Annotated in this window: 21 protein-coding genes; all 21 read right to left on the reverse strand. The window is 39.8% G+C overall.

Going from position 1 to position 23,929, the window contains the following annotated elements:
- Positions 1-248 (reverse strand): transposase (locus tag JOC28_RS07820; RefSeq protein ID WP_205010156.1); only part of this gene is annotated, 248 nt, incomplete at its 3' end.
- Between the two features lie 129 nt (positions 249-377).
- Positions 378-1,118: a cyclase family protein gene (locus tag JOC28_RS07825; protein WP_205010137.1), complete on the reverse strand. Its 741-nt coding sequence runs from the start codon at positions 1,116-1,118 to the stop codon at positions 378-380.
- 226 nt (positions 1,119-1,344) lie between these two features.
- A complete protein-coding gene (locus tag JOC28_RS07830; protein ID WP_205010138.1) occupies positions 1,345-3,708 on the reverse strand; it encodes a phosphoketolase family protein in 2,364 nt (787 codons plus the stop codon).
- A gap of 143 nt (positions 3,709-3,851) precedes the next feature.
- Entirely contained in the window at positions 3,852-5,825 is a 1,974-nt protein-coding gene (gene tkt / locus JOC28_RS07835; protein WP_205010139.1) for a transketolase, read from the reverse strand.
- A 261-nt stretch (positions 5,826-6,086) separates the two neighbouring features.
- Positions 6,087-7,178 carry an L-ascorbate 6-phosphate lactonase gene (gene ulaG / locus JOC28_RS07840; protein ID WP_205010140.1) on the reverse strand — a complete coding sequence of 364 codons (1,092 nt, stop codon included), beginning with the start codon at positions 7,176-7,178 and terminating at the stop codon, positions 6,087-6,089.
- Between the two features lie 189 nt (positions 7,179-7,367).
- A complete protein-coding gene (locus tag JOC28_RS07845) occupies positions 7,368-9,053 on the reverse strand; it encodes a PRD domain-containing protein (protein WP_205010141.1) in 1,686 nt (561 codons plus the stop codon).
- Positions 9,054-9,209: 156 nt separating this feature from the next.
- A complete protein-coding gene (locus tag JOC28_RS07850; protein WP_205010142.1) occupies positions 9,210-9,947 on the reverse strand; it encodes a sugar phosphate isomerase/epimerase family protein in 738 nt (245 codons plus the stop codon).
- Between the two features lie 9 nt (positions 9,948-9,956).
- On the reverse strand, positions 9,957-11,474 hold the full coding sequence (locus JOC28_RS07855) for an FGGY-family carbohydrate kinase (protein WP_205010143.1): 1,518 nt from the start codon (positions 11,472-11,474) through the stop codon (positions 9,957-9,959).
- 57 nt (positions 11,475-11,531) lie between these two features.
- A complete protein-coding gene (locus tag JOC28_RS07860) occupies positions 11,532-12,518 on the reverse strand; it encodes an amidohydrolase family protein (protein ID WP_205010144.1) in 987 nt (328 codons plus the stop codon).
- Between the two features lie 31 nt (positions 12,519-12,549).
- The gene (locus JOC28_RS07865) at positions 12,550-14,001 is read right to left on the reverse strand and encodes a PTS transporter subunit IIC (protein WP_205010145.1); all 1,452 of its coding nucleotides are present in this window, start codon (positions 13,999-14,001) and stop codon (positions 12,550-12,552) included.
- 110 nt (positions 14,002-14,111) lie between these two features.
- A complete protein-coding gene (locus tag JOC28_RS07870) occupies positions 14,112-15,068 on the reverse strand; it encodes a 2-hydroxyacid dehydrogenase family protein (protein ID WP_205010146.1) in 957 nt (318 codons plus the stop codon).
- Between the two features lie 19 nt (positions 15,069-15,087).
- Positions 15,088-16,110 (reverse strand): hypothetical protein, encoded by a 1,023-nt coding sequence (locus JOC28_RS07875; protein WP_205010147.1) that lies wholly within the window; start codon positions 16,108-16,110, stop codon positions 15,088-15,090.
- Positions 16,111-16,293: 183 nt separating this feature from the next.
- Positions 16,294-17,277, reverse strand: coding sequence for a LacI family DNA-binding transcriptional regulator (locus JOC28_RS07880; protein ID WP_205010148.1), 984 nt, complete (start codon positions 17,275-17,277; stop codon positions 16,294-16,296).
- A gap of 279 nt (positions 17,278-17,556) precedes the next feature.
- A complete protein-coding gene (locus JOC28_RS07885; protein ID WP_205010149.1) occupies positions 17,557-18,273 on the reverse strand; it encodes an L-ribulose-5-phosphate 4-epimerase in 717 nt (238 codons plus the stop codon).
- Between the two features lies 1 nt (position 18,274).
- Positions 18,275-19,138 (reverse strand): L-ribulose-5-phosphate 3-epimerase, encoded by an 864-nt coding sequence (locus JOC28_RS07890; RefSeq protein WP_205010150.1) that lies wholly within the window; start codon positions 19,136-19,138, stop codon positions 18,275-18,277.
- 5 nt (positions 19,139-19,143) lie between these two features.
- A complete protein-coding gene (locus tag JOC28_RS07895; protein ID WP_205010151.1) occupies positions 19,144-19,809 on the reverse strand; it encodes a 3-keto-L-gulonate-6-phosphate decarboxylase UlaD in 666 nt (221 codons plus the stop codon).
- Positions 19,810-19,869: 60 nt separating this feature from the next.
- Positions 19,870-20,355 carry a PTS sugar transporter subunit IIA gene (locus tag JOC28_RS07900; RefSeq protein WP_205010152.1) on the reverse strand — a complete coding sequence of 162 codons (486 nt, stop codon included), beginning with the start codon at positions 20,353-20,355 and terminating at the stop codon, positions 19,870-19,872.
- Between the two features lie 112 nt (positions 20,356-20,467).
- Positions 20,468-20,746: a PTS sugar transporter subunit IIB gene (locus JOC28_RS07905; protein WP_205010153.1), complete on the reverse strand. Its 279-nt coding sequence runs from the start codon at positions 20,744-20,746 to the stop codon at positions 20,468-20,470.
- A gap of 58 nt (positions 20,747-20,804) precedes the next feature.
- The gene (locus JOC28_RS07910; RefSeq protein ID WP_205010154.1) at positions 20,805-22,259 is read right to left on the reverse strand and encodes a PTS ascorbate transporter subunit IIC; all 1,455 of its coding nucleotides are present in this window, start codon (positions 22,257-22,259) and stop codon (positions 20,805-20,807) included.
- 166 nt (positions 22,260-22,425) lie between these two features.
- The gene (locus JOC28_RS07915; protein WP_205010155.1) at positions 22,426-23,361 is read right to left on the reverse strand and encodes an AEC family transporter; all 936 of its coding nucleotides are present in this window, start codon (positions 23,359-23,361) and stop codon (positions 22,426-22,428) included.
- 159 nt (positions 23,362-23,520) lie between these two features.
- Positions 23,521-23,868, reverse strand: coding sequence for an HIT family protein (locus JOC28_RS07920; protein WP_338058060.1), 348 nt, complete (start codon positions 23,866-23,868; stop codon positions 23,521-23,523).
- Between the last annotated feature and the right edge of the window lie 61 nt (positions 23,869-23,929).

The raw sequence follows: 23,929 nt of genomic DNA on the forward strand, positions 1-23,929 counted from the left end.
ACTTCTTCGTTCATCTGTACCATTTTACGACCAGAGAAGACCTGACGGGCATAAGCAAAGAGAGTCATTTTCAGGAGCATGGCAGGATGGAAGGCAGGGCGACCAGTATGAGACTTGTCTTCCAGTAAAATGTGACTAGGAATACTATCCACAAAAAGACTAATGAGTCTAGCCTCGTGTGTCATAGGAATATCATAGGCAAGATTTAGTTCTAAACTAAGTTGATTTGTGTTATACTCTTTATACATGGTCATGGCTTTCTAGTTGTTTTGTGGTTATTATAATTATAAACCATGACATTGGAAAACGAGCATCTCCGACTGCGGAAGTGCTCGTTTTTTCTATTCTGAAGCTAGTTTTTGCCCAGCCTCCTATTTTTATTCTGGTAAAATCGCAATAGCTCGAACTGGTGAGCCAGAAGCTTTTTCCCAATGAGGGAAAGCAATTGAAATCAGGCTTCCTGTCGCTGGAACTTGATCCAGATTTGCCAAAACTTCCAATTGGAAGCGATCCTGCTCCAATAAATAGTATTCTTCTAACAGAGCTCCGCCATTTGCCGCAGCAGTCACACCACTATCTGTATCCAAAGTTTCATGTCCAACTGCCTTAACCTGACGTTCCTCAATCAGGAACTGCAGCGCTTCATGTGACCAACCTGGCGTGTGTTGAACACCATTTTCATCCAAGTTTCGAATAGCGTCTTGACTCGGCCAACGCTTGTGCCAATCACTGCGGAAAGCAACAAAACTATCCGCTTCAATCTGTCCATGCTCTTCTTCAAAAGCCAACAGATCTTCCTTACTAATCTGATAATCAGGATTTTCTGCGACTTTCTGCGAAAGATCCACCACATAAAGTGGTAAGAGGAGATCCTTGAGAGCAATCTCATCCAACCAGCGACCACCTTCAACAAAATGAATCGGTGCATCAATGTGCGTACCATATTGACCAACAACTGAAAATTGCTGAACGAGAAAACCATCATCCAAGCTAAATAGCTGCTTCTTCTCAAGAGCAGGTAGGGCAGGAAAATGAGGACTATTCTCATCAATCTGATGTGTCAAATCCACCCATTTTGCCGCTTTTAGTGTTTGATAAATTGTTTTTAAATCTGCCATAGAAATCTCTCCTTCAAAAGTTGATTTACTTAAAATTATAGTTTATAAAACCCTCTATATCAAGATTTCTAGCTATTTCTCTTTCTTATAGCTAGCTATAAATTAAAGTTATAGAAACGCAAAAATAGACTGAGAAAACCTCAGCCTATTTTCAAGATACAATCAGCAAATCCTAAGAAAGCTGTACTTTCTTTATTTGAGATCTGATAGTTTGATTATCCTTTATCTAGTTAATATTTTCCCACTTCCAGTTAAGCACTTCTGGGATATCATCTCCATTTTCACGGATATAAGTATTGTGGAAATCAATCGTTTCATCCATCTTATCAGCAAAGTCTTTTGCCTGATCACCAAGTACAGCAAGTGCAGCATCCTTAGCGATGTGGAAGCGGTCCATTTCTGAAAGAACACGCATATCAAACGGTGTTGTAATATCACCATTTTCACGGTAACCATGAATATAAACATTGTGGTTATCACGATCAAAGAAGAGATCGCGGATTTGTCCCTCATAACCATGATAAGCAAAGACAATTGGTTTATCTGTAGTAAAGAGTTGATTGAAGACTTCATCCGTTAAACCACGTGGATCTACTTTAGGTGAACGAAGTTTCAAAATATCTACAACATTGATAAAACGAATCTTAATGTTTGGGAATGCTTTATGGAGAATTGAGATACCTGCAAGAACTTCCAAATTAGGCTCTGTTCCAGCTGCAGCGAAGACAACATCTGGTTCTTGTCCATTATCATTTGAAGCCCAATCGATTACTTTGTATCCTTCTTTAACAAGTTCCTCTGCTTCAGCAACTGAGTAGAACTGTGGACGTGGATGTTTAGATGTTACAATCACATTAACTTTATCTTCCGCAGCCAAAGCTTTTTCCATAACAGCGTAGAGGCTGTTTGTATCAGCTGGAAGATACTCACGGATATATTCTGGTGTTTTCTCTGCCAAATGAGTCAATAATCCTGGGTCTTGGTGAGTATAACCATTGTGGTCTTGTTGGAACACTGTTGATGTTGCAATCAAGTTAAGCGCTGGATAGTTTTTACGCCAGTCAGTATGTGTTTTTGATTTACGTAACCATTTGAAGTGTTGGGTAATCATTGAATCAACTACTCGCAAGAATGACTCATATGAAGCAAAGAAACCATGACGACCTGTTAAAACATAACCTTCCAAGAAACCTTCTGCTTGATGCTCTGATAATTGAGAATCAATGACACGACCTGCTGGAGAGAGCCATTCATCATAAGATTCGTCTCGACGTCCCAACCATTGTCTGTTTGTTGCTTTAAAGACTTCATTCAAACGATTTGATTTTGTTTCATCTGGACCAAAAATACGGAAATTATCTGGGTTAGCTTTAACCAAGTCAGCAGCGTATTTACCAAATTCAATCATATCCTGGGCCATAATGTTACCAGGAATAGAAGTATCAAGAGCGTACTTTCTCCAATCAGCCAAATCAAGCTTCTTAACAATACCTGCATTTGTAATTGGGTTCATTGACATACGACGATCACCTTTTGGTGAAATCGCACGAATTTCTTCCTTAACATAACCTTTTTCATCGAAAAGTTCCTCTGGGCGATAAGAATTCAACCAGCCTGTCAAATGATCAATATGTTCCATATGACCTGCTTCAACTGGAATTGGAACTTGGTGAGCACGGAAACCACCTTCAATTGGTTCACCATTCCATTCTTTTGGTCCAGTCCAACCTTTTGGAATACGTACAATCATAACTGGCCATTTTGCTTGGCTAGCATCTTCAGCTGCTCCTTTACGAGCTTCAGTTTGAATAGCACGAATTTCTTCAATAATTGTATCCAAAGTTTTTGCCATTTCTGGATGCACTTTTTCAGGATCAGTTCCTTCTACAAAGTAAGGATTCCAACCAAGACCATTGAAGTACTGCGTCAATTCTTCATCTGTCTTACGCTCTAAAATAGTCGGATTGTGAATTTTACCACCATTTAGGTAAAGGATTGGTAATACTGCTCCATCATTTACAGGATTAATGAAGGTATTTGAGAACCAGCCTGCATTAAGTGGTCCAGTTTCAGCCTCACCATCTCCAATAACCGTCGCAGCAATGACATCTGGATTATCTAGGATAGCACCTGTTGCGTGTGACAAGGCGTAACCAAGTTCCCCACCTTCGTGAATTGACCCTGGCGTTTCAGGAGCAGCGTGAGATGCAATTCCTCCAGGGAATGAGAAGATTTTGCAAAGTTGTTTCAAACCAGCTTCATCTTGCGTAATCTCTGGATAACGCTCAGTATAAGATCCATCAATATACGAGTTAGATACCATGACTTGCCCACCGTGTCCTGGTCCTTCAATATAGAACATATTTAAATCATATTTATTAATGACACGGTTTAAATGTGCATAAATAAAGTTTTGACCTGAAATAGTTCCCCAGTGTCCAATCGGATGTACCTTAACATCATCTTTACTAACTTGACGACGAAGTAATGGATTGTCTTTCAAATACATCTGAGCTACAGAAATGTAATTGGCTGCTCGCCACCAGGCATCTACTTTATCTAAATACTCTTTACTATCGTAATTTGTCATTATTACCCTCACTTTATAGTTTTGTGATTTTCATCACTTGCATTAGTATAAGTTTTCCCAGTTTAGATTAGCCTATCAAAGGGAGTAGAAAGATAGACTAATTCAACTGGGAAAATCTTACTGTATAAGACTCTTATATTACATTACAAGCTTTTGACAAGGTTGACAAGATTGTCAACTGTGAAACCGAATTTTTCGATAACTTCAGCAGCTGGTGCTGATGCTCCGAAAGTATCGATTCCAAGAACTTTTCCATCCAAACCAACATACTTGTACCATGGTTGTGTTGCAGCCATTTCAACAGCGACACGACGACGGACTGCATTTGGAAGAATTGCTTCTTTGTATTCATCTGACTGTGCATCAAAGAGGTCTGTTGATGGTACTGAAACCACACGAACTTTTTCACCTTGAGCAACCAATTCTTTAGCTGCTTTGACTGCCAAGTTGACCTCTGAACCTGACGCTAAGATGATTGTGTCAAAGTCTGGACCTGATTCGTAAGTGACATAAGCACCTTTAGCAACTGATGTAAAGCTTGATCCTTCTTCAACTTCCAAGTTTTGACGCGTCAAGACAAGAGCAGTTGGAGTTGATTGGTTAGTCAATGCGTAGTGCCATGCTGCTTGTGTTTCACGTGCATCTGCTGGACGAAGTACAGTCAAGTTTGGAATTGCACGAAGACCTGAGAGGTGTTCAATTGGTTCGTGAGTTGGACCATCTTCACCAACAGCGATTGAATCGTGAGTAAAGACATAAGTCACTGGCAAACCTTGAAGTGCTGACAAACGGATAGCTGCTTTAACATAGTCTGAGAAGACGAAGAATGTACCACCGTAAACACGAAGTCCACCGTGAAGTGCCATACCATTCAATACAGTACCCATAGCAAATTCACGAACACCAAATTGAATATTGCGGTTAAGTGGGTTCTCAGCATCTTGAAGGCCATCTTCTTTGATGTAAGTCATGTTTGAGTGAGCCAGGTCAGCAGATCCTCCAAGGAAGGTTGGAAGAACTGCAGCTGCAGCATTGATAGCATCTTGCGATGAGTTACGCGTTGCTTGTGAGAAGCCATTTTCGTAAACAGGGAAATCTGCTTCCGTGATTGTTACTGGATCTTCTCCTTGGATGATAGCATCAACCTGTGCAGCTTCTTCTGGATATTCTTTGCGGTATTGCTCAACTAGATCTGACCAAGCTTGGTAGGCTGCTTGTCCACGATCAGCAACATTTTCTTTGAAGTCTGCATAAACTTCTTCAGGAACTTCAAATGGGGCGTAATCCCAACCAAGATTTTCACGAGTTGCAGCAGTTTCTTCTGCACCAAGTGGAGCACCGTGAACTGCATTAGTACCACCTTTAGTTGGAGCACCGTGACCGATAACTGTCTTAACTTCGATCAAACTTGGTTTACCTGCTGATTTTGCTTCTTCAATAGCAAGGCTGATGGCATTGACATCTGTACCATCTTCAACAAGTGCTGTATGCCATCCGTAAGCTTCATAACGAGCACGGATATTTTCTGTAAAGGCATCATTTGTCTCACCATCCAAACAGATATCATTTGAATCGTAAAGAACAATCAATTTATCCAAATTCTGTTTAGCTGCGTATGATGAAGCCTCACCAGATACACCTTCCATGAAGTCACCGTCACCTGCAATTACATAAGTGTAGTGATCAAAGATTGGGAAACCGTCTTTATTGTACTTAGCTGCCAAGAAACGCTCTGCTTGAGCAAAACCTACGGCAGTTGAAATACCTTGTCCCAAAGGTCCAGAAGTTGCATCCACACCCTGTGTGTGACCAAATTCTGGGTGACCAGGCGTTTTAGAACCCCATTGACGGAAGTTTTTAATCTCTTCAATAGAAACATCTTCATAACCAATAAGGTGAAGAAGAGCGTAAAGCAACATTGAGCCGTGTCCTGCTGACAAAACAAAGCGGTCGCGGTTAATCCAGTTTGGCACCTGTGGTGTCACATGGACATGGTTTGTATAAAGGCTGTAAGCCATTGGTGCAGCACCCATAACAACACCTGGGTGACCTGATTTTGATTTTTCAATGGCATCTACACCAAGGAAACGAATAGCATTAACTGATAAATTTGACATGGAAGACCTCCTCAAATGGTCACTATTCTAAGATGTAAGAAGTTATGATCATATGCCAAAGAATAGACTCTTTAGCTTAAATGAAAGCGTAAAGACCATCACTTCTTTTACTCTTAGATGATAATGAACAGTTTAATGTCATGTGGGACAAGAAAAATAATATCGTTTAAAATATCCGCACATCGTGCGACATGCGGATATGGTTTGAGCAATTAAGTAGTAGAATTGAGTTAGTAGGAACAACTAACCTTTTCCTCAAGATTACAAGAGAGCTTTGAATTGGATATCTGAATCTTCCAAGAAGTAGTCATCAAATCCACGTGGGTGGTGGTATTCAATTCTGTCTTTGTCTTGTGGGTAAGTGTATTTTCCACCAACTTCCCAGATGAATGGGTGGAATTTGTATTGCAAGCGTTCTTTACGCATTTTCCAAAGCTCGATGATTTCATCTGTTGAAGCCATGAAGTTTGACCAGATGTCGTAGTGAACTGGGATGATAACTTCTGCACCAAGGTTTTCAGCCATACGAAGAAGGTCGATTGAAGTCATCTTGTCTTGGATACCGATTGGGTTGTCACCGTAGTTGTTGATAGCAACGTCAATCTTGAAGTCACGACCGTGTTTTGCAAAGTAGTTTGAGAAGTGTGAGTCAGCACCATGGTAGATTGTTCCACCAGGAGTTTCAAAGATATAGTTAACAGCTTTGCTTGCCATGAGGTCATCGCTTACTGGAAGTCCTTTAAGGCTGTTGCCATTTTCTTCATAACCATCGATTGGAAGTGTTACAAGACATGTACGGTCAAATGATTCAACTGCTGTCACTTTGATATCTTTAAATTCGAAAGTATCACCTGGTTTTACAACTTGGATGCGTTCTTCTGGAACACCCCAACCTTTCCAGATGTCAGCACAGCCACTTGGTCCTACAAACTTAACATGGTCAAGTTTTGGATTGTTAAGGATAGCTGCTGATGTTGAGATATCCATGTGGTCTGAGTGAACGTGTGATACAAGGTAGTAGTCGAGTTCGTTGATAGCAAATGGGTCGATAACCATTGGTTGAACACGAAGGTTTGGTTGAAGTTTACGAACACCAGCCATGTTAGCCATTTGGTGTCCCCAAATCATGTCTTTAACTTTTTTAGTTGCTTTACCACGGTTTGCCCAAAGGTCCATAACAACATTGGCACCGCCTGGAGTTTTAATCCAAACACCACAGTTACCAAGCCACCACATAGCAAAGTTGCCTTCTGGGACAACTTCTTCTTCGATTTCTTCATTGAGCCAAGTTCCCCACTCTGGGAATGTGCTGAGGATCCATGATTCACGTGTAATTTCTTGTACTTTACCCATTTGTTTTTCCTCCAAATTTTGTTTCTTATTTTTTCTACACTATTAGTATAGTACTAAAAACGCTTACATAAAAGACCAAGAAATACACACTTTTGTGTTCAAGATTGTACTGAGTATCATTTCTTTTAACAACACTGAACACAAGAAAAGAGACCTTAGAAAATTCTTCTAAAATCTCATTTTCTCTATCTAGTCTATCCGATATTCCCTGTTATCTAAAATATCTTCCATCAATTCGTGGTTGATTAACTTTTCAATTTGTAGTTTAAGAGCATAGCGATCTCTATCATCTTCAACATACTGCGTCAGCAATTTTTCCAAAGACACTTCAAAATCCTGCCCTACTTCCTGTCCCTGACGTTTAGCAAAGCGAATGAGACGAATCACATCTTCATCAGTCAGTATAGGAGAAACAGTGATAACAGGGAAGTCTGCCCGAATCAAATCTCCTGTCGAAATAATAAAATCGACGGTCATTAAATCGAGAACACTCTGATACTGCTCCGTTGTAAAAACAGCTTCAATATCACAAGTAGGCAGGTAGCGACTGCACTGACTAAGGAGAAGTTTCTTGATAGCGATCCCTTCATCGCAGACAATAACAACTCGTTTTTTCTCCTGAGTCTGCTCTTGAGACTGCTTGATTTCGCCTCCGATATGGACAACAAAATAAGCAATATCATCATCAGACAAGCGGATAAACCAAGCATTTTCTAGAATATCAATACAAGACGATACCATGAGAAAAAGATTTTCATACTTCTCCTTAATATGATCTGTCAAAGGATTTCCCGATAAAATACCATAGGTCTTGCGGTATAAAAGAGCCTTACTGTGAGTCATCAACTGCTTGAGGAGTTCATCCTGATGTTTAAAATGTAAATGATAGCGTGATTTCAAAGTCTCCAAAAATTGAGTCAGAACTTGACGCATACGGTCATACTCTTGACTGTCTAGATGGTTATCACTATCTTTTCGATAGGACAATAATAGCATAGCGATCAAGCTGATCTCGATATCATCCATCTGAAAATCAAAGTTTTCTTCAACGCCTGCCGCAATTTCCTCAGCTAGCTGATATTCTTTTTTCTGTCTCGTCAAACTAAAGTCTCGTTCGACCTCATCTCTCTCTTGAGCTGTCATAACAGTATTACGGTAGGACATGAGAAGATAAGGGAGAATCTGCAACATAAAACGTCTATCTTGCGGATTAAGCTTTTTACCAAGTCTTTGATTGGCAGAGGTCAAACTCTTTCTGAGATAGTCAAGTAATTCTTCTGAAAAATACTGCTTATAGCCTGCAAAGTCAATCAAGCGCTCTTCAACAATATCGATAAAATTTCGACTGCCCTTGCTGTATATATCAAATAAAAGACGATAGATATATTGAATCTTGGACAAGGGATGGCAGTCTAGATAATAACCTCTAGCCTTTGTCACCTGAAGTCGAATACTGTATTCTTCAAGCGTCAATTTATTTCGAATGGTATTGAGATCATTGAGAACAGTATTGCGTGATAAGAGAGTTAGTTGCATCAAACGTTCGATGGTCACGCGCTCTGTTGAAATGGCAATAAAGGTTTCAATCAATTGCAGACGTTCTTCAATACTCATCACGTAGCTGTCATCACATAAATCGTCTAAGATTGCTTGACAGGCTTGCTTCTGCTCCTCTGTTAGAACAATACCAATCCTCGGAAAAGATACAATCGGATCAACATCAACTGGTAGTGCTTCATTAATCTTATCCAAGTGATAATAAATCTTACGTCGTGACTGATTAAGGTGCTTGGAAATAGCCATAATAGTCTCTGGCTCTTCTAATTTTATCAAATAAGCTAACAGATCATAGCTTTTATTATCAAGTATAATCACGTTCTCTCTCCTTATCTGAAAAGGGTTTCATCCTATCAGTATAACATTTTTTCAGAATAATTCAAACACTCTTAAGTTAATCCAAGAAAAAAGTCGAGACCAACTGATCAACTAGAAATTTAGGTGATCGTATGTCTCAACTTCACATCCTTTTAATTATCCAAGATAACGAGCTACATCGGCTTTTAATTGTTCAAAGGATGCTGGGTACTCAAAGGCGACAGCATCCAAATGTGAAAATCCACTTTCTAAGGCTTCAATATCAATCAAGCCATCATAATAGTTGGCAACTCTAGGCTGACCATCTTCTAACTGATAATTTTTACAGTGGAGATAGCTCGTTACAGACTCAAGTTGCTCTCTTGCTTCTTCGATAGACTCATCAAGCCAAATCCAATTGGCTGTATCAAAGACAAAGCTGATAGGTAATCCTGCTTGCCCTACCAAGTCCGTAATATGCTTACAGTTAGCCAGACTGGCATGACCTGGTGTCTGATTATTTTCAAGACGAATACCGATTGGACCTTCTAGAACTTCCTTAAGAGTCTCCAATTCTGCTAGACTGACCTTGCTTGCATCACCTGTATTAAGCTTGATAAAGGGAGCTCCTAGAACTTCCGCCTCTTCAAAAAGTGTTTCTAAAAGTGGATTGATTTTATCATTTAGGATCAAATCTTCATTAACACTGAAATAGAGGTTAATCTGCTTCTGATCTGCTGCTTGACGAATTTCTTCTAGTTCAGCTCTGCCATTCTTTAGAAACTCGCGACGAACCTCAAAGGCGTGAAGACCAAGTTCTGAAATCTTATCTAAAAAGGTAACCTGTCCTTGCCCCTTATTCATGTCGTCTAGAAAGGCGATACTGTTAATAATTAAATCTTTTCTGTTTACCATAGGCTCTCCTTATAAGTTTTCAAGTACCTGCAAAGATTGCCAGATTGGATCCATAGCTGTTAGCAAATCTTTGTAAACCTTGTATTTTTTGTCATAAACAGCAGCTTCGGAAAGATTTGGTTCAAAGCGTTCCTTGACTCTGACCATATCTGCTGTTGCTTCTTCTAGGCTGAGACCTGACTTGGCCTGCAAGCAGGCAATGGCTCCGCCTAGTCCGCCAAGCTCAGTTCCTTCGACTGTCTCAATCGGTGTTTGTAGAATGTCAGCAAAAATCTGCATCCATGCTCTGGAATTAGTTGCACCACCTGTTAAACGAATACTATTTGGTTTTTGTCCACGTGTCTCAATCAAATCCTCAATATGCTGTCTGTGTGCAAAGGCAATGCCTTCATAGACCGCTCTGATCATTTGAGATTTACTTGAGCTTGTTTTCAAGCCGAAGAAGCAGGCACTCGCATCTTGACCGATTGTAGAACCATATAAAAACGGGAAGAAAATCAGTGGCTGATAAGCAGCATCTGTCTCTTCTAGAAAAACTTCTAAACTGTCATAGATAGACTGATCTGCTTCTTTAGCATTTTTAATTTCTTCAGACATGAGCATCTTAAGCATAGCATCCAGATTACCTGCTGATGTTGGACTACTTGCCTCCACAAGGAAATCTCGATTAGGAAAGTAAGAATTCATCTGACCACTGGCTTGACCTGCAGCTGTTTTGCTAGGATAAGTATTGATATTCCATGTCCCTGCAATGACACTAAAGGTCTCATCATCTAGAACGCCTGAACCAATGGCACAAGCATCAATATCAAACAAACCACCAACAACTGGAGTTCCTACTGCTAGACCTGTCTGATCAGCCACCTCCTCAGAAACTCCTCCAACAATTTCGGCGTAATCAACCAGTTCAGGTAGAGCTTCACGCATTTCTGGAATACCAAAGAAATCAAAAATCTTATCATCGTAAGTTCCTGTTTGGAAATTAATCCAGTGGTTACCTGATGCATCTCCAAATTCTTGATTGATACGTCCAGTTAGCTTAAAGCGGACGTAATCTTTCGCTGACAGCACTGCTCCGATTTGTTGGTAGATATCAGCTCTGTTTTCTTTTAGCCAAGCTAAGAGAACAGGATTTTGAACACCAACGATATGTTGTTGAGTCAAGGGCCAAATCTGATCGACTTTTTCTTCAAATCGCTGAGCTAATTCCTGAGCTCTGCCATCTGTCGATAAAATCCCTCTCGTAAATTCTTGCCCATTCTTATCCAATAAATAAAGTCCCTTACCATGACCGATACAGGCTACCGCAGAAATCTCATCAGAGGCAATTCCTGCTTTCTTGATAACAGTCTTGATGGCATTACTGATAGCCTTCCAAGTCTCTGCCAGGTCAACTTCACGCTGACCACTCACTTCTTCAATCTTTAGGGTTGCAAAGGCTGAAACGGCAATTTGACGACCTTTATCATCAAAGATAATAGCCTTAGTATTTGTTCCCCCATAATCAACACTCAAAAAATATGACATTTCAATCTCCTTATACAAAAAGGTACAAGTTTCAGTGAAACCTGCACCTTAATCATCTTAGTATAGATTCAAGTCTTTTGTGACAGGATCTTCTGCATTTCTGATAGCTTCTACATTTTCTGGTTTAAAGTAAACCTTTTGTGCATTGTTGTAGAAGATATCTTCTAGTTCTTCTTGGCTAAAGATATCAACTGCTTCCAACCAGGTTGCCAATTCTTCATAAGTGTTGAAGGTTGATGACCATGGTAAGTCAGTTCCCCAAATCAAACGTTTAGCTCCAAGAACTTCTTTTGCGATTTGGATGTTCTTTTGTGAGTTAGGGAATGGGAATGATTCTGGAGAATCGATATCTTGGATAGCTGAGATATCAGTGTAGATATTATCATAATCTTGCCACATTCTAAGGTCATTGCGGAGGCGATTTGGTGTCGCAGCGTGTGGGAATGACAAGTGACAGATGACAAAGTCAAGTTCTGGATAAGCTTTTGCAAGGTTAGGAAAGGCTTGTGGTTGGTGACTAATTTGGTCATAGTTACCATAGTCAACAGTTACAACGAAACCTGGATAATCTGAGAGATAGTTCAAGATACGAGAAACGTATGGATCTGTATCTAAACGGAATGGTGCATTGCTACGATAACCGTGAATACCACCACCTTGACTGATTTCAAACTTGATAGCACGGAAACCGAGAACTTCAACATAACGTTCTACAATTTTCATAGCATTGTCAGCATAAGGGTCTACTGAGAAGGCTCCGATAAAGCGTTCTGGGTAACGTTTAATTGAGAGATAAGTATAGTAGTTTTGATAACCATTCAAGTGACCTTGAAGGATAACTGCCTTTTCAACACCATTTTCATCCATGAGTTTCATAAATGATTCTGCCGTGAAATCCTTATCGCCATAACCATCTGGAATCAATTTCAAAAGATCACCGTCATCCCAGATACTGTAACCATTACCTAGGGCTGTATGACGTCCTTTTGCGTTAAAACCTGCAACTTCTTGTAAAATATGAGCGTGTCCATCGATTTTTTTCATGATAATTTCCTCCGATATTGATTAAATGAGATTAATCTTCACTGATAATGATCTTTTCAGCGCTTCCTTCAAAGCCACTGTTTTTATCTGACATCTTTCTAAGGTAAGCATAGATAGCTTCACGACGTGTACGAAGAATAAAGAGTGCAACAAGGTAAACAACGATTGTAACACCGATCCAAAGTGGGTTACCTGATACCCAAGCGATAAAGATAAGAGCTGTCAATGGGTGAGCCAAGAGGTTGAAACTCATGATAATAGCAACACCTGCTGGGAGAACTGAACCGTACTGCATAACAGCCTCTGTGTAGATAGGACCAAGGTAGCTAGCTGCGTAAAGACCAAGTGAGAACCAGATAACACCGTTAAGAATTGTTTTAAGGATATTACCCTTAGTAATAGCAACCATAGCTTCAACCATGAATGGGATAGCAATCAAGTCAACAACAGGAAGGGCACGGTTACCCGGTAAAATAAGTGAGATAACAACCATGATTGGAACAAGAATCAAACCAGCGATGATTGTTGCAGGTTCACCATAACCAACACCATCGTCAACAGCGATGAACCAACGTTTTTTATCTGCGACATCAGATTCAGCTTCTGATTCTGATTTACGGTTACTTTCAACGGCAGCTGCAAGTGGTGCAAAGGCTTGTGCGAAGACACCAGTGATCAATGGGAAGATTGTCATAACGGCTGCAAGTGCAACGGCAAATCCAAGGATACCACCCCAAGCTTCAATGCTTCCAAGATTTGAAAGACTTCCCAAAATACCAATCAAGAGACCCAAGATGAAACCAAGTGTCATTGGTTCACCGAAGATACCAAGTTTTGCTTTAAGTGAATCTGGATTCAATTTAACTTTGTTCAAACCGAAGAGATTCCAAACTGGGTCCAAAATCAAGGCTGGAACAAGTGTTTCGATATTGTGAATTGAGTTAACAGTGGCATTTTTAACACCAAAGTATTCTGACCAACGGTCTGCAACTACTTCTGATAGGATAAGTGAGTAAAGAAGAACAAAGACCATGAAGGCAAATGACAAGGCAAAGTTATTTGTTACTTGGTAAGCCAAAGTTCCCCAAATCATGTAACCAAAGTTATTCCAAAGGTTGGCTGGTGTAAAGACGCGAGTCACGCCAATCAGGAAAAGAATCAACTCGATTACAAGACCGATAACAAAGAATGACAAACCAATTGTTGATGAGAAGGCTGTCAATGAACCAGTTTGCCAACCGATATCAACGATTGGAAGATTAAGACCAGTTGTATCAACCATTTGTTGAATATAAGTTGTTACCATTGGTGAGAAGGCATTGATGATCCAACCAAACCCTGTCAAACCAACCCCAGCACGAAGGGCACTGAAGAAGGCTTTTTGGGGACTAACTTTCAAGAAAACACTAACAATAAAAATCATGAATGGCACAACTGTTGCCGCACCAAAGACGTCAAAAAAGTTTTTCAAAGCTTCTAGCATACGATTACCTATTTCCTAAAAAGGACCTTTACATTAAAAGTTAAGCGTTTACATTTTAATCTTTAAGAGAAGAGATTCCCAATCTCCAGGAAATCCCTCCCTAAAATATCTTATTTATTAACAACATTGACTGGGTTTCCAGCATAGAAGGAGATAATGTTTTCTGCTGCTTCTTCTGCTAGGATACGACGAGCTTCGATTGTACCAGTACCTGCGTGCGGTGCCATGATAACATTATCAAGGGCACGAAGTTCTTCAGAAACTTCTGGTTCAAATTCGAAGACATCAAGTCCAGCACCAGCGATCTCACCAGTTTTAAGAGCTTCAACAAGGTCTTCTTCAGAAACGATTGGACCACGAGCTGCATTGATAAGGTAGCTACGGTTTTTCATTTTCTTGAAGACTTCTTTATTAAATTTATGGCGTGTTGATGGAAGAGATGGCGCGTGAATAGTGATAACATCAGATGTTTCTACCAATTCGTCAAACTCAACATAGGTCACACCAAGTTCTTTTTCTTTATCTTCAGGAAGACGGAAAGCATCATGGTAGAGCACTTTCATGCCAAATGCTTGCGCAAAACCAGCAACTGTTGAACCGATACGTCCAAATCCGTAGATACCAAGTGTGGCACCCTCGAGAGCCAAACCTTGATAGCGACGTTCACTAGGATCAATCCAATCACCATTACGAACAATTTTATCGTAGAAAGCAAGACGTTTTGTTGCAGCTAATAGAAGAGCAAAAGTCATCTCAGCTGTTGGAACACGAACAGCCTGTGGAGAGTTTGAAACTACAATACCTTTTTCCTTAGCATATTCGATATCTACATGGTCAAAACCAACTGCGTTCAAAGAAATGATTTCAAGGTTTTTACCTGCGTCGATCATCTCTTTATCACCTTTTTGTCCCATCAAGAGCCATCCGTCATACTCTGACAAGTGTTCAAGGACATATTCACGTGAAAATGGTTCGCCATCTGAGTAAGTGACATCATACTCAGCCATCAATTTTGTCAAACCTTCTTTAGGGACAATACCTGTTACCAAAATTTTCTTTTTAGCCATTTAAAGCCTCCTTTATTGATTACTTCATTAACTCATACAATGCGACATGGTGACGTCCGTTGTTAGCCGAGAAGATATAAGCTCTGCCATCTTTCTCAAAAGCCAAACAGTTACTTGATGCTGAATCTGCCTCAACCATAACTGGCTCAACAGTTTGATCTTGGTAACGATAAAGCATCAAATCAGCCTTACCAGAACGCCAGCCGAAGACAAAGACATCCTCGCCTAAAAGATTTCCTGACCAGATCGCATGACCAAATGGTGTTGCTTCTGGATGATGGAAGATTTCCTGACTAAAGTCCTGATTAAAGACTCGAAGTCTATCTCCATGGAAACCTTGGATAATGATATTTTCTTTTTGACCATCACCATCCAAGTCAACTTGAACAATATCGCTAGTCTCTTCATTGAAAATCAAATCCAAGCGCCAATCACCACTATCCGAATACTCTGGGTAAGTCAGCTTTAGAATCCCTTCAACACCTGTGATGAGGGAGTACCCTTCCTCCTTGACCTCATAGTAACCATGATTTTTCAAAAGGCGAAGAGCCAATTCTTTCAAGTTAAAAAGATTTGATTCCTGATAATCAAACTCACCGACAACAATTTTCCCCTTATCAGACCAATCTTCAACAAAAGCCTTTGAATTAGCAATTGTACAACCAACAAAGAGGATACGACCTGATTTTTCTTGAATCAAGTCAAAACGGTGCAAGTAAGGAAAGTCTGCAACTTTTGAGATTTTCCAACTACCGTTACCCTGGTAAGTTCCTTGAACAATCTGACATTCCTTTGCATCAAAGCCAGGATAGAACTTCTGAGTCGCTAAGAAATCCAAACTTCCAGGAATTTGGATAATGCTCATGGTTCCGCCAACCTCATTCCAGACAGTAGTTCGTTCAAGTTCATTATTTAAATTATAAGCAAAGCAAGACTGCTCAACTTCAGATGCGACAAGGAGGAAATCCTCATCACCATGCTGCAATCTAGCCACTGAATAGCAAGACTCTAGAGAATCAGATAAGATTTTTTCAAACTTCATACGGACTCCTTTGCGTTAAACGGTTAACTAAATTTCCAAAAAATAGGATGACCTGGAATCTACTTTTCATTTTCAGATCATCTTGGTCAGTGCTGGTTAATCGTTTAACCTTTTCTACAATAGTTATTATAGCATTTCAGTTATCAAAAAAGCAAGCGTTTTCATTATTTAAATTAACTTTTTTTAATAGGACTCTCTAACGACTAAATCATTGACTACTTCAATAATTTCGGGTTCAAAATGAGTTCCCTGGTCCTGTAATTTTCTAATCAACCTCTCAGCTGCTACACAACCAATCTGATAAGAATCTTGACGAATGCAGGAAACCTTGGGATTTAAGATTTCCATCCACTCTAGATCTTCATAAGAACCTAGACCAAAATCTTCTGGATAGGTATAGTTTGTTTTTTGAATCCACTTCATGAAGGTCAAAAGAGTAGGACCATTCATTGTGAAAAAGGCTGGTTTCTGCTCTGCATTTTTGATAATATCTGCAACTTTCTCAGCCCCATCTGGATCTAAAACAGAGATGACCCTATCTGGATTATTTCCGCAGATAGACTGAAAACCTTCATAGCGCTTTTGACGGGTCGAAATATTTTGGATAGGATAGGTCACAAAATAAAAATCCTTATAACCAGCTGCAAGCATTCCTCTTAAGAATTTCTCTGTTGAGGCCTTGTTATCAGAAACTACCGTGTCCACTGTCAACTGCTCTGCTTGCCTATCGACCATAACTAGATTTTGATTATCCAAAGTTTTGATAAAAGGATTGTTAGCGTCGACAGAATCAAGAATAATACCTGAAATATTTTGCTGATTAAGACGGTTAATATTATCAAGCTCTATGAGGATATCATTATCAGAGTTGGCAAAGTTAACCGAGTAACCATTCTGTTTGCAAGTATCATGAACTCCTTTGATTACTGAAGAAATAAAAGGGTTGGTGATATCTGCAATAACAACTCCGATCGTATGAGTATCATTGGTCACTAGACTCTGTGCTATCTTGCTTGGGCGATAACCAGTTGATTCGATAACTTGTTGAATTTTTTCCTTGGTTTCAAGGGACATCTTTTTATAATTGCCATTTAGATAATAAGATACCGTCGCTTTTGAAACGCCGACTAGCTTGGCTATATCATTTATCGTCACTTTTTTAGCCATAAAATCTCCTTTCTTGTCTATTTTTTTCATACAGATTCAAATCGTCTGATTTTAGATTAAGCTACTTCTAGTATAGCACTTTATGTTCATTTTCACAGGATTTTCTAAAAGATTGAAAATATTAAGAAAGAGCGGTGGTTAGCCGCTCTTTCATCAATTATTGTCCATTAAGTGCTTGATTGACTGCTTATCAAGACTTAAGGTAAATTTTAGGAAGGAAGTCTCTCAGGTGTAAAATCAGTTGGAGAGTTTATAATGTCATGTCACCCTTGAGTTATCTTAGTGGGCATCGCCCTTTTGTCCATAGTAAGCATTTGGACCATGTTTACGGAGATAATGTTTATCCATAATGTATTTTGGAGCTGGTTCAACTCGTGGATTAATTTGTTCAGTGAAACGGTTCATCTTAGCAACCTCTTCAAGAACGACTGAGTGATAAACAGCTTGCGCTGGGTCTTTACCCCATGTAAATGGACCATGGTTACGAACAACAATACCAGGAACAGCGATTGGATCCAAACCACGACGTTCAAATTCTTCGATAATAACTGAACCAGTTTCTTTTTCGTAGGCTGTATTCACTTCATCTGCTGTCAATGAGCGGGCGCATGGTACTGGACCATAGAAGTAATCAGCATGTGTCGTACCGTAGAATGGAATATCACGTCCAGCTTGTGCCCAACCAACAGCTTCAGTTGAGTGTGTGTGAACAATACCACCAACTTCTGGCCATGCTTTATAAAGTTGAACGTGTGTTGGAAGATCTGATGATGGGTTAAGGTCGCCTTCGACCACATTACCATCAAGGTCAGTTACAACCATGTTCTCTGGTGTCAACAAATCATAGTCAACTCCTGAAGGTTTAATAACAATCAAACCTGCTTCGCGGTCAACTTCTGATACGTTACCCCATGTAAATTTTACCAAACCGTGAACTGGGAGTGATTTGTTCGCTTCACAGACGCGTTCACGCATTTCTTGCAATGATTTTGCCATATTATTTTAGACCTGCTTTCTCAATAAGTGGATAGAGGAAGTCTTGAGCTTCTTTGATAGCAGCTTTAGTTTCTTCAACTGTCTCACAATTTTCTGACCACATTTCAATAAGGAATGGACCGTTGTAGTTAGTACGCTTAATCACATCAAACATATTTTCCCAATCAACACATCCCTGTCCAAATGGTACATCGCGGAACTGTCCTTTAGACTCATGTGTTACAGGATAAGTATCTTTCAAGTGTAGCGCAGCGATTGAACGGTGACCAATCATGAACTCACTGTAAATGTCATTATGCCAAGCTGAAAGGTTCCCTGTATCTGGATAAACGAAGAGGTATGGAGAGTCAATTTCTTTCTCAATTGCCAAATATTTTTCAATTGAGTTGATAAATGGATCATCCATAATTTCTACTGACAAGATAACTTGTGCTTCTTCTGCCCATGTACATGCCTGACGAAGGTTTTTGATGAAACGAGCACGTGTTTCAGGAGATTTCTCTTCGTAGTAAACATCGTAACCAGCAAGCTGGATATTACGAACACCAATATCTTGAGCAAATTCGATACATTTTTCCATCATTTCAAGCGCACGCGCTTCTTTTTCTGGATCATTTGATCCAAGAGGGAAACGACGGTGACCACTAAAAGTAATGGTTGGAATGCGAACACCTGTTTCAAAGATAGCTTTGACAACTTCTAAGCGTTCTTCTTTAGTCCAGTCAAGACGTGCCAAGCGTTCGTCGCTTTCATCGATTGATAATTCGACAAAGTCAAAACCAAGTTCTTTTGCAAAGTTCAAGCGTTCTAGCCAAGTAAAATGTTTTGGCGTTGCTTTTTCATAAATACCAATTGGACGTGCCATAGGTTCTACCCCCAAATACGACGGATTTCGTCTTTAAATTCGCGAGCTGCTGCTGCAGGATCGGCTGCCTCAGTTATACCACGACCAGCGATAAATGTAAAGACATCAACACCCTCAAAAAGTTTAAGTGTATCAACATCAAGTCCACCTGTAACTGATACACGGAAGCCCATGTCAATCAATTTTTCAACCTTGTTAAGGTCTTTTTCACCCCAAGTTTCACCAGCAAGGAGAGCATCACGTGATTGGTGATAGATTGCTTGTGAGATACCAGCATCAAGCCAAAGTTGTGCTTGCTCATAAGTCCAATCTCCGTAAAGTTCAATTTGAATTTCTCCACGCTCTGGATTAACTTCTTCGATAGCTTTACGAGCAGCTTCCATAGTTGGGATAGTTGCTGCACAGATACATGTCATCCAGTCAGCTCCACGCTCTGCATTATTTTTTGCGACAGTACCACCAGCATCAGCACATTTTGTGTCTGCTACGATGATTTTTTCTGGAAATAGGCTGCGCAGAACTTCTACCAACTCACTACCAACTTGAAGAAGGCAAACAGTACCTGCTTCGATAACATCTACTTCAGCACCAACTGAAACAGCTGCTGTGATGGCACCTTTAAGGTCTGAGTGGTCAAGGGCAACTTGCAATTTTGGAAGAGTTTTTGTCATTTATAGATACCTCATACTTTCATTTTAGTTTGTCAAATCAAATCTCGAAATCTTATTATCTTATGAATCAAGATCGAGTCCTTCAAGATATGGACTGTTCTTAGATTCTTCAACCATAGCCAAAACTTCTTCTGGTGTTTTAGCATTAGAGAGACGCTCAATTGAATTTTCTAATTCAAAGAGGGCAATAATCTGTGGAATAGCAACAGATGTATGAATTTTTGAACTAGTTGCTGCAAGAGCTAGAAGGACTTGAACATCTTTACCATCTGAAAATTGAACTGGTTTTGTCAAAGTAACCAATGAGAAAGCATCACGTTGAACACCAGCTTCAGGACGTGCGTGAGGCATTGCCATACCTGGCATCAAAATATAATATGGACCGTGTTGCTCAGTAGACTCAATAATAGCATGGTAATACTCTTCAGTAACAGCACCTGATTCAATCAAAGGTTGAACTGAAAGATAAACGGCTTCTTTCCAGTCTTCAGCAGTCAGCCCAAGGCGAATTGAGTTATTTTCTGTAAATGCTTGTGTCAAGTTCATGATGAAATTTCCTTTCTCTTTTTACTATTCAGCAAAATTGAATCGCTTACAATTTCCTGAAAGACTGAGGTGCTTTCAATCTTCTTGAAAGCACCCTCGTTATCTACTTTTTTTACAAAACTGCTTCCAATTTTGTTTTAATTTCATTGTCATCCATGAGGTTATCAAGACCAACAAGGTGACCATTTGTGCGACCATCAAGTTCATGGATCAAGTGGTTTGATGCAACAACGATATCATATCCTGATGCCAATCCTTTTGCTTCACCAACTGAGCATGATGCTGATTCAATGTCTGATACACCAAGTTGACGAAGAGCGTTTTCAACTTTCATTTTGATAACCATTGATGAACCCATACCGTTACCGCATGCTGTAAGAACTTTAACCATAATAATTTCCTCCGTTATAATTTGTGAATATGAAACTTTTCTTTTTTAATCTACAATTTTAGTCTTCAGGTTGAAGTTGACCTGCATAGTAAGCTTCTTTATCTTTTGCTTTTGCAAATTGGATTTGTGGGATAGCAAGCAAGAAGATGAAGACAAGTGCAAGACCGATGTAACCACCATATTGGAAGATGTAAGCAAATGGTACCCATGGGATTTCAAAGTCGATATTTCCGTGGTAACCACCGTAGCTAGCAAGACCAAGAAGTGATACGGCAACAGCTCCGAGAGCAACTTGAAGAACACCTGAGATGAATGATAGGATAACTGCTGCTTTCCAACCACCACGTTTATCAGCATAAACGGCGATTGCTGCGTTATCGAAGAATACTGGAACGAAACCAGTGATGATAAATACTGGGCTTCCGAAGACAATCAAGAGAACGATTGTAATCAATTGACCAATCAAACCAGTTGCAAAACCAAAGAGTGGCGCAGCTGCTGAACCGAAACCAAAAGCCGCTGCAACGTCAACCGCTGGGAATGAACCTGGAAGCAATTTAGCTGAGATACCTTGGAAGGCATTTGTCAATTCTGCAACGAACATACGAACACCTTGCATCAAGATGAAGATATAAACTGAGAAGGTGAAAGCTGTTTGGAGAATATACATGTAGAAGTTTTGTTTTGTTGGATCAAACAAAGTTCCTGATGTAATAACTTCTGGATCAGACATAATATCTGGACCAAGCACAAGAAGAATCGCTCCAAAGAAGAAGAGCATCAAGGTTGCAGATGCAACAACTGTATCGTGGAAGATGTTTAGGAAACCAGGAAGTTTAAGGTCATCCAAGTTTTCTTCTTTTTTACCAAGTTTTGGTGCAATTTTATCAACGAACCAAATCGCAAATTGTTGTTGGTGACCGATGGCAAATCCACCACCACCTGTCAAGCGTTGTGTCGGTTCAACTGTCATATTTGAGCTGACTGCCCAATAAGTACCACAGAGAAGACCGATAAGAATTGATCCAAGACCACTTCCAAGATCCTTGAAGGCTGGGATAGTCACCAAGAGGATAAGAGCGATTGTTGCAGCTTGTTGAACCATGATGTGACCAGTAATGAACAAAGTACGAACCTTTGTGATTTTACGAAGAGCAACAAGCAAAATGTTAAAGAAGAATCCAACCAAGAGTGCTGTTGCGGCAGCCCCTACAAATGATGGCCACTCTTCAGCAATCTTTTCATTTGCTGCTGTCAAACCGAAGTATGGGTCAATAACTGCGGCACCGATATGAAACTTTGTGTTCAAGGCTGCCAAGATTGGACGGAAGGTTGTAACCAATCCACCAGAACCGACATCCAAGATCATGTAACCTACGGTTGCTTTAATAAATCCTGCGAAGACATCTTGTGGTTTTTTCTTAAGTAGAATGTAACCAATTAATACAATCAAACCTACGAAGAATGCTGGCTTTTGCAGAATGTTTTGTGAGAAAAATTGTAAGATTCCCATCTTTTTTCTCCTCCTTTGTTTTCTTTACACTCTTATTATAGTTTTGAAAGCGTTTTTATAAAAGACCAACCTTTACACACTTTTGTGTTCAAAAATGTACTGAATAGCAAAAAAGTCTAGCTAAAACAAACTAGACTCAGACTTTTTAAATTTTGAACACTTTAAATCAGATAATGAACATTAACAGTGGAACTACCAGTAGCGTTAGTAGAGTTGTCTCTGTAACCATGATAGCTGCGTAGTCACTATCAGCACCGTAGAGCCTTGCCACAACAGGGGCATTGGTCATTACTGGCATGGCTGACTGGAGAATAAAGACCTTTTTCATTAGTTCAGGAAGATCTGTCATGGATAGAATAAGCATCATTAAGAGCGGAGCTAGCAGAAAGCGTCCTAATAAGATGAGTAAGTGGCCCTTTTGGAACTTCATCTGAGAAAGCCCTGCTTTTGACACAGATAAACCAATAAAAATCATGGACAGGGGAATAGTTAGATTCCCTAAATAGCTTAAGTCACTCACTAAAAAACGAGGGAGCTTGATATCCAACAAAACTAGAAGCAATCCTAGGAAAAAGCCTAAAAGTGGAGGTGAGAAAATCTTAGCAAAACTCTCTCTCCAACTAAAGCCAGCTGTCCTATGACCATCTCGCTGAATGAGGTAGGTCCCGATCGTCCAAAAGAAGGTGGTGTTGCACATATAGTAGATCAAGACATAGGGAATACTGTCATCTCCAAAAAGCGCTTGATTAATAGGTAGCCCAACAAAAACAGTATTGGAGTTAAAAAACATGGATGTAAAAAGCCCTCTATGACTTTTTTCTACGGAAAATAGCTGCGCTATAGCCACCGCAAGTGCTAGTAAGAGCAACATTGATAGGGCAGGGAAACTAAGATTCGGTAACATTTCCAAGAGTTCCTTAGCTGTAAAACGCTCTGTTATGGTATGAATCATATAACAAGGGAGGGCAATTTGCGTCACTAATCTTGCGATTAGATTAGAAGATTTCGCATCAAACCAGCCCTTTTCAGCTAATATGTAACCTAATACCACCATTAGCAAAATAATCAAAATCCCTGAAATACTATTAAAGAAAATCTGCATCCTAAATCCACTCCTGCTTAAAATTACTAACAGTATAGCATAAAAATAAGGAGCTTTTATCTCCTTATCTATTTAAAATTCTTGATAAACTCGCTATCTGTCAACAGTCTTCTCTAGCAAGTCCTCGAAAGACTTCTTATCAAAAGGTCGCTTCTCCAGCTAGATACTCTCCCAGAATCCATCAGACTTTTCTCTTGGGATAAAGTGTTGGTGGAAGTGCGTTCCCTGATCCATAAGACCGGCATTATTGATAGCAAGAGTGATATCCCTCCCCATAGCTTTAAACAGATTGAGCAATTCTTCCTGACAGGCTAATAAATCTAGCTTTTCGTCCTGAGTTAACTCTTGAAAGGACATACGGTGCTCTCTTGAAATCAAAAGTAGGTGACCATTTTGAATAGGATCTATATCCCAGAGGGCATAGAAATATTCCCCATCATAGATATGAGTTCGTTGAGCTAGCTGACAGAAGGTACAAAAACATACTAAGATTAGTAGTGAGGAAATCTCCGACGGGAGAGAGTACTCACTACTTTTTCTTTATGCTAAAGTAGAGGTGTCTTGTTAA

It is taken from the genome of Streptococcus loxodontisalivarius, assembly GCF_016908645.1.
GTDB classification, from domain to species: domain Bacteria; phylum Bacillota; class Bacilli; order Lactobacillales; family Streptococcaceae; genus Streptococcus; species Streptococcus loxodontisalivarius.

Excerpts from the sequence above, each read along its gene's own strand:
- JOC28_RS07830 (WP_205010138.1), bottom strand. The coding sequence starts at position 3,708 with ATGACAAATTACGATAGTAAAGAGTATTTAGATAAAGTAGATGCCTGG.
- JOC28_RS07860 (WP_205010144.1), bottom strand. The coding sequence starts at position 12,518 with ATGAAAAAAATCGATGGACACGCTCATATTTTACAAGAAGTTGCAGGT.
- JOC28_RS07875 (WP_205010147.1), bottom strand. The coding sequence starts at position 16,110 with ATGAAGTTTGAAAAAATCTTATCTGATTCTCTAGAGTCTTGCTATTCA.
- JOC28_RS07890 (WP_205010150.1), bottom strand. The coding sequence starts at position 19,138 with ATGGCACGTCCAATTGGTATTTATGAAAAAGCAACGCCAAAACATTTT.
- JOC28_RS07850 (WP_205010142.1), bottom strand. The coding sequence starts at position 9,947 with ATGGTAAACAGAAAAGATTTAATTATTAACAGTATCGCCTTTCTAGAC.
- JOC28_RS07910 (WP_205010154.1), bottom strand. The coding sequence starts at position 22,259 with ATGGGAATCTTACAATTTTTCTCACAAAACATTCTGCAAAAGCCAGCA.
- JOC28_RS07915 (WP_205010155.1), bottom strand. The coding sequence starts at position 23,361 with ATGCAGATTTTCTTTAATAGTATTTCAGGGATTTTGATTATTTTGCTA.
- JOC28_RS07865 (WP_205010145.1), bottom strand. The coding sequence starts at position 14,001 with ATGCTAGAAGCTTTGAAAAACTTTTTTGACGTCTTTGGTGCGGCAACA.
- JOC28_RS07870 (WP_205010146.1), bottom strand. The coding sequence starts at position 15,068 with ATGGCTAAAAAGAAAATTTTGGTAACAGGTATTGTCCCTAAAGAAGGT.
- ulaG (WP_205010140.1), bottom strand. The coding sequence starts at position 7,178 with ATGGGTAAAGTACAAGAAATTACACGTGAATCATGGATCCTCAGCACA.
- JOC28_RS07855 (WP_205010143.1), bottom strand. The coding sequence starts at position 11,474 with ATGTCATATTTTTTGAGTGTTGATTATGGGGGAACAAATACTAAGGCT.
- JOC28_RS07900 (WP_205010152.1), bottom strand. The coding sequence starts at position 20,355 with ATGAACTTGACACAAGCATTTACAGAAAATAACTCAATTCGCCTTGGG.
- JOC28_RS07825 (WP_205010137.1), bottom strand. The coding sequence starts at position 1,118 with ATGGCAGATTTAAAAACAATTTATCAAACACTAAAAGCGGCAAAATGG.
- JOC28_RS07885 (WP_205010149.1), bottom strand. The coding sequence starts at position 18,273 with ATGGCAAAATCATTGCAAGAAATGCGTGAACGCGTCTGTGAAGCGAAC.
- JOC28_RS07895 (WP_205010151.1), bottom strand. The coding sequence starts at position 19,809 with ATGACAAAAACTCTTCCAAAATTGCAAGTTGCCCTTGACCACTCAGAC.
- tkt (WP_205010139.1), bottom strand. The coding sequence starts at position 5,825 with ATGTCAAATTTATCAGTTAATGCTATTCGTTTCCTTGGTGTAGATGCC.
- JOC28_RS07880 (WP_205010148.1), bottom strand. The coding sequence starts at position 17,277 with ATGGCTAAAAAAGTGACGATAAATGATATAGCCAAGCTAGTCGGCGTT.
- JOC28_RS07905 (WP_205010153.1), bottom strand. The coding sequence starts at position 20,746 with ATGGTTAAAGTTCTTACAGCATGCGGTAACGGTATGGGTTCATCAATG.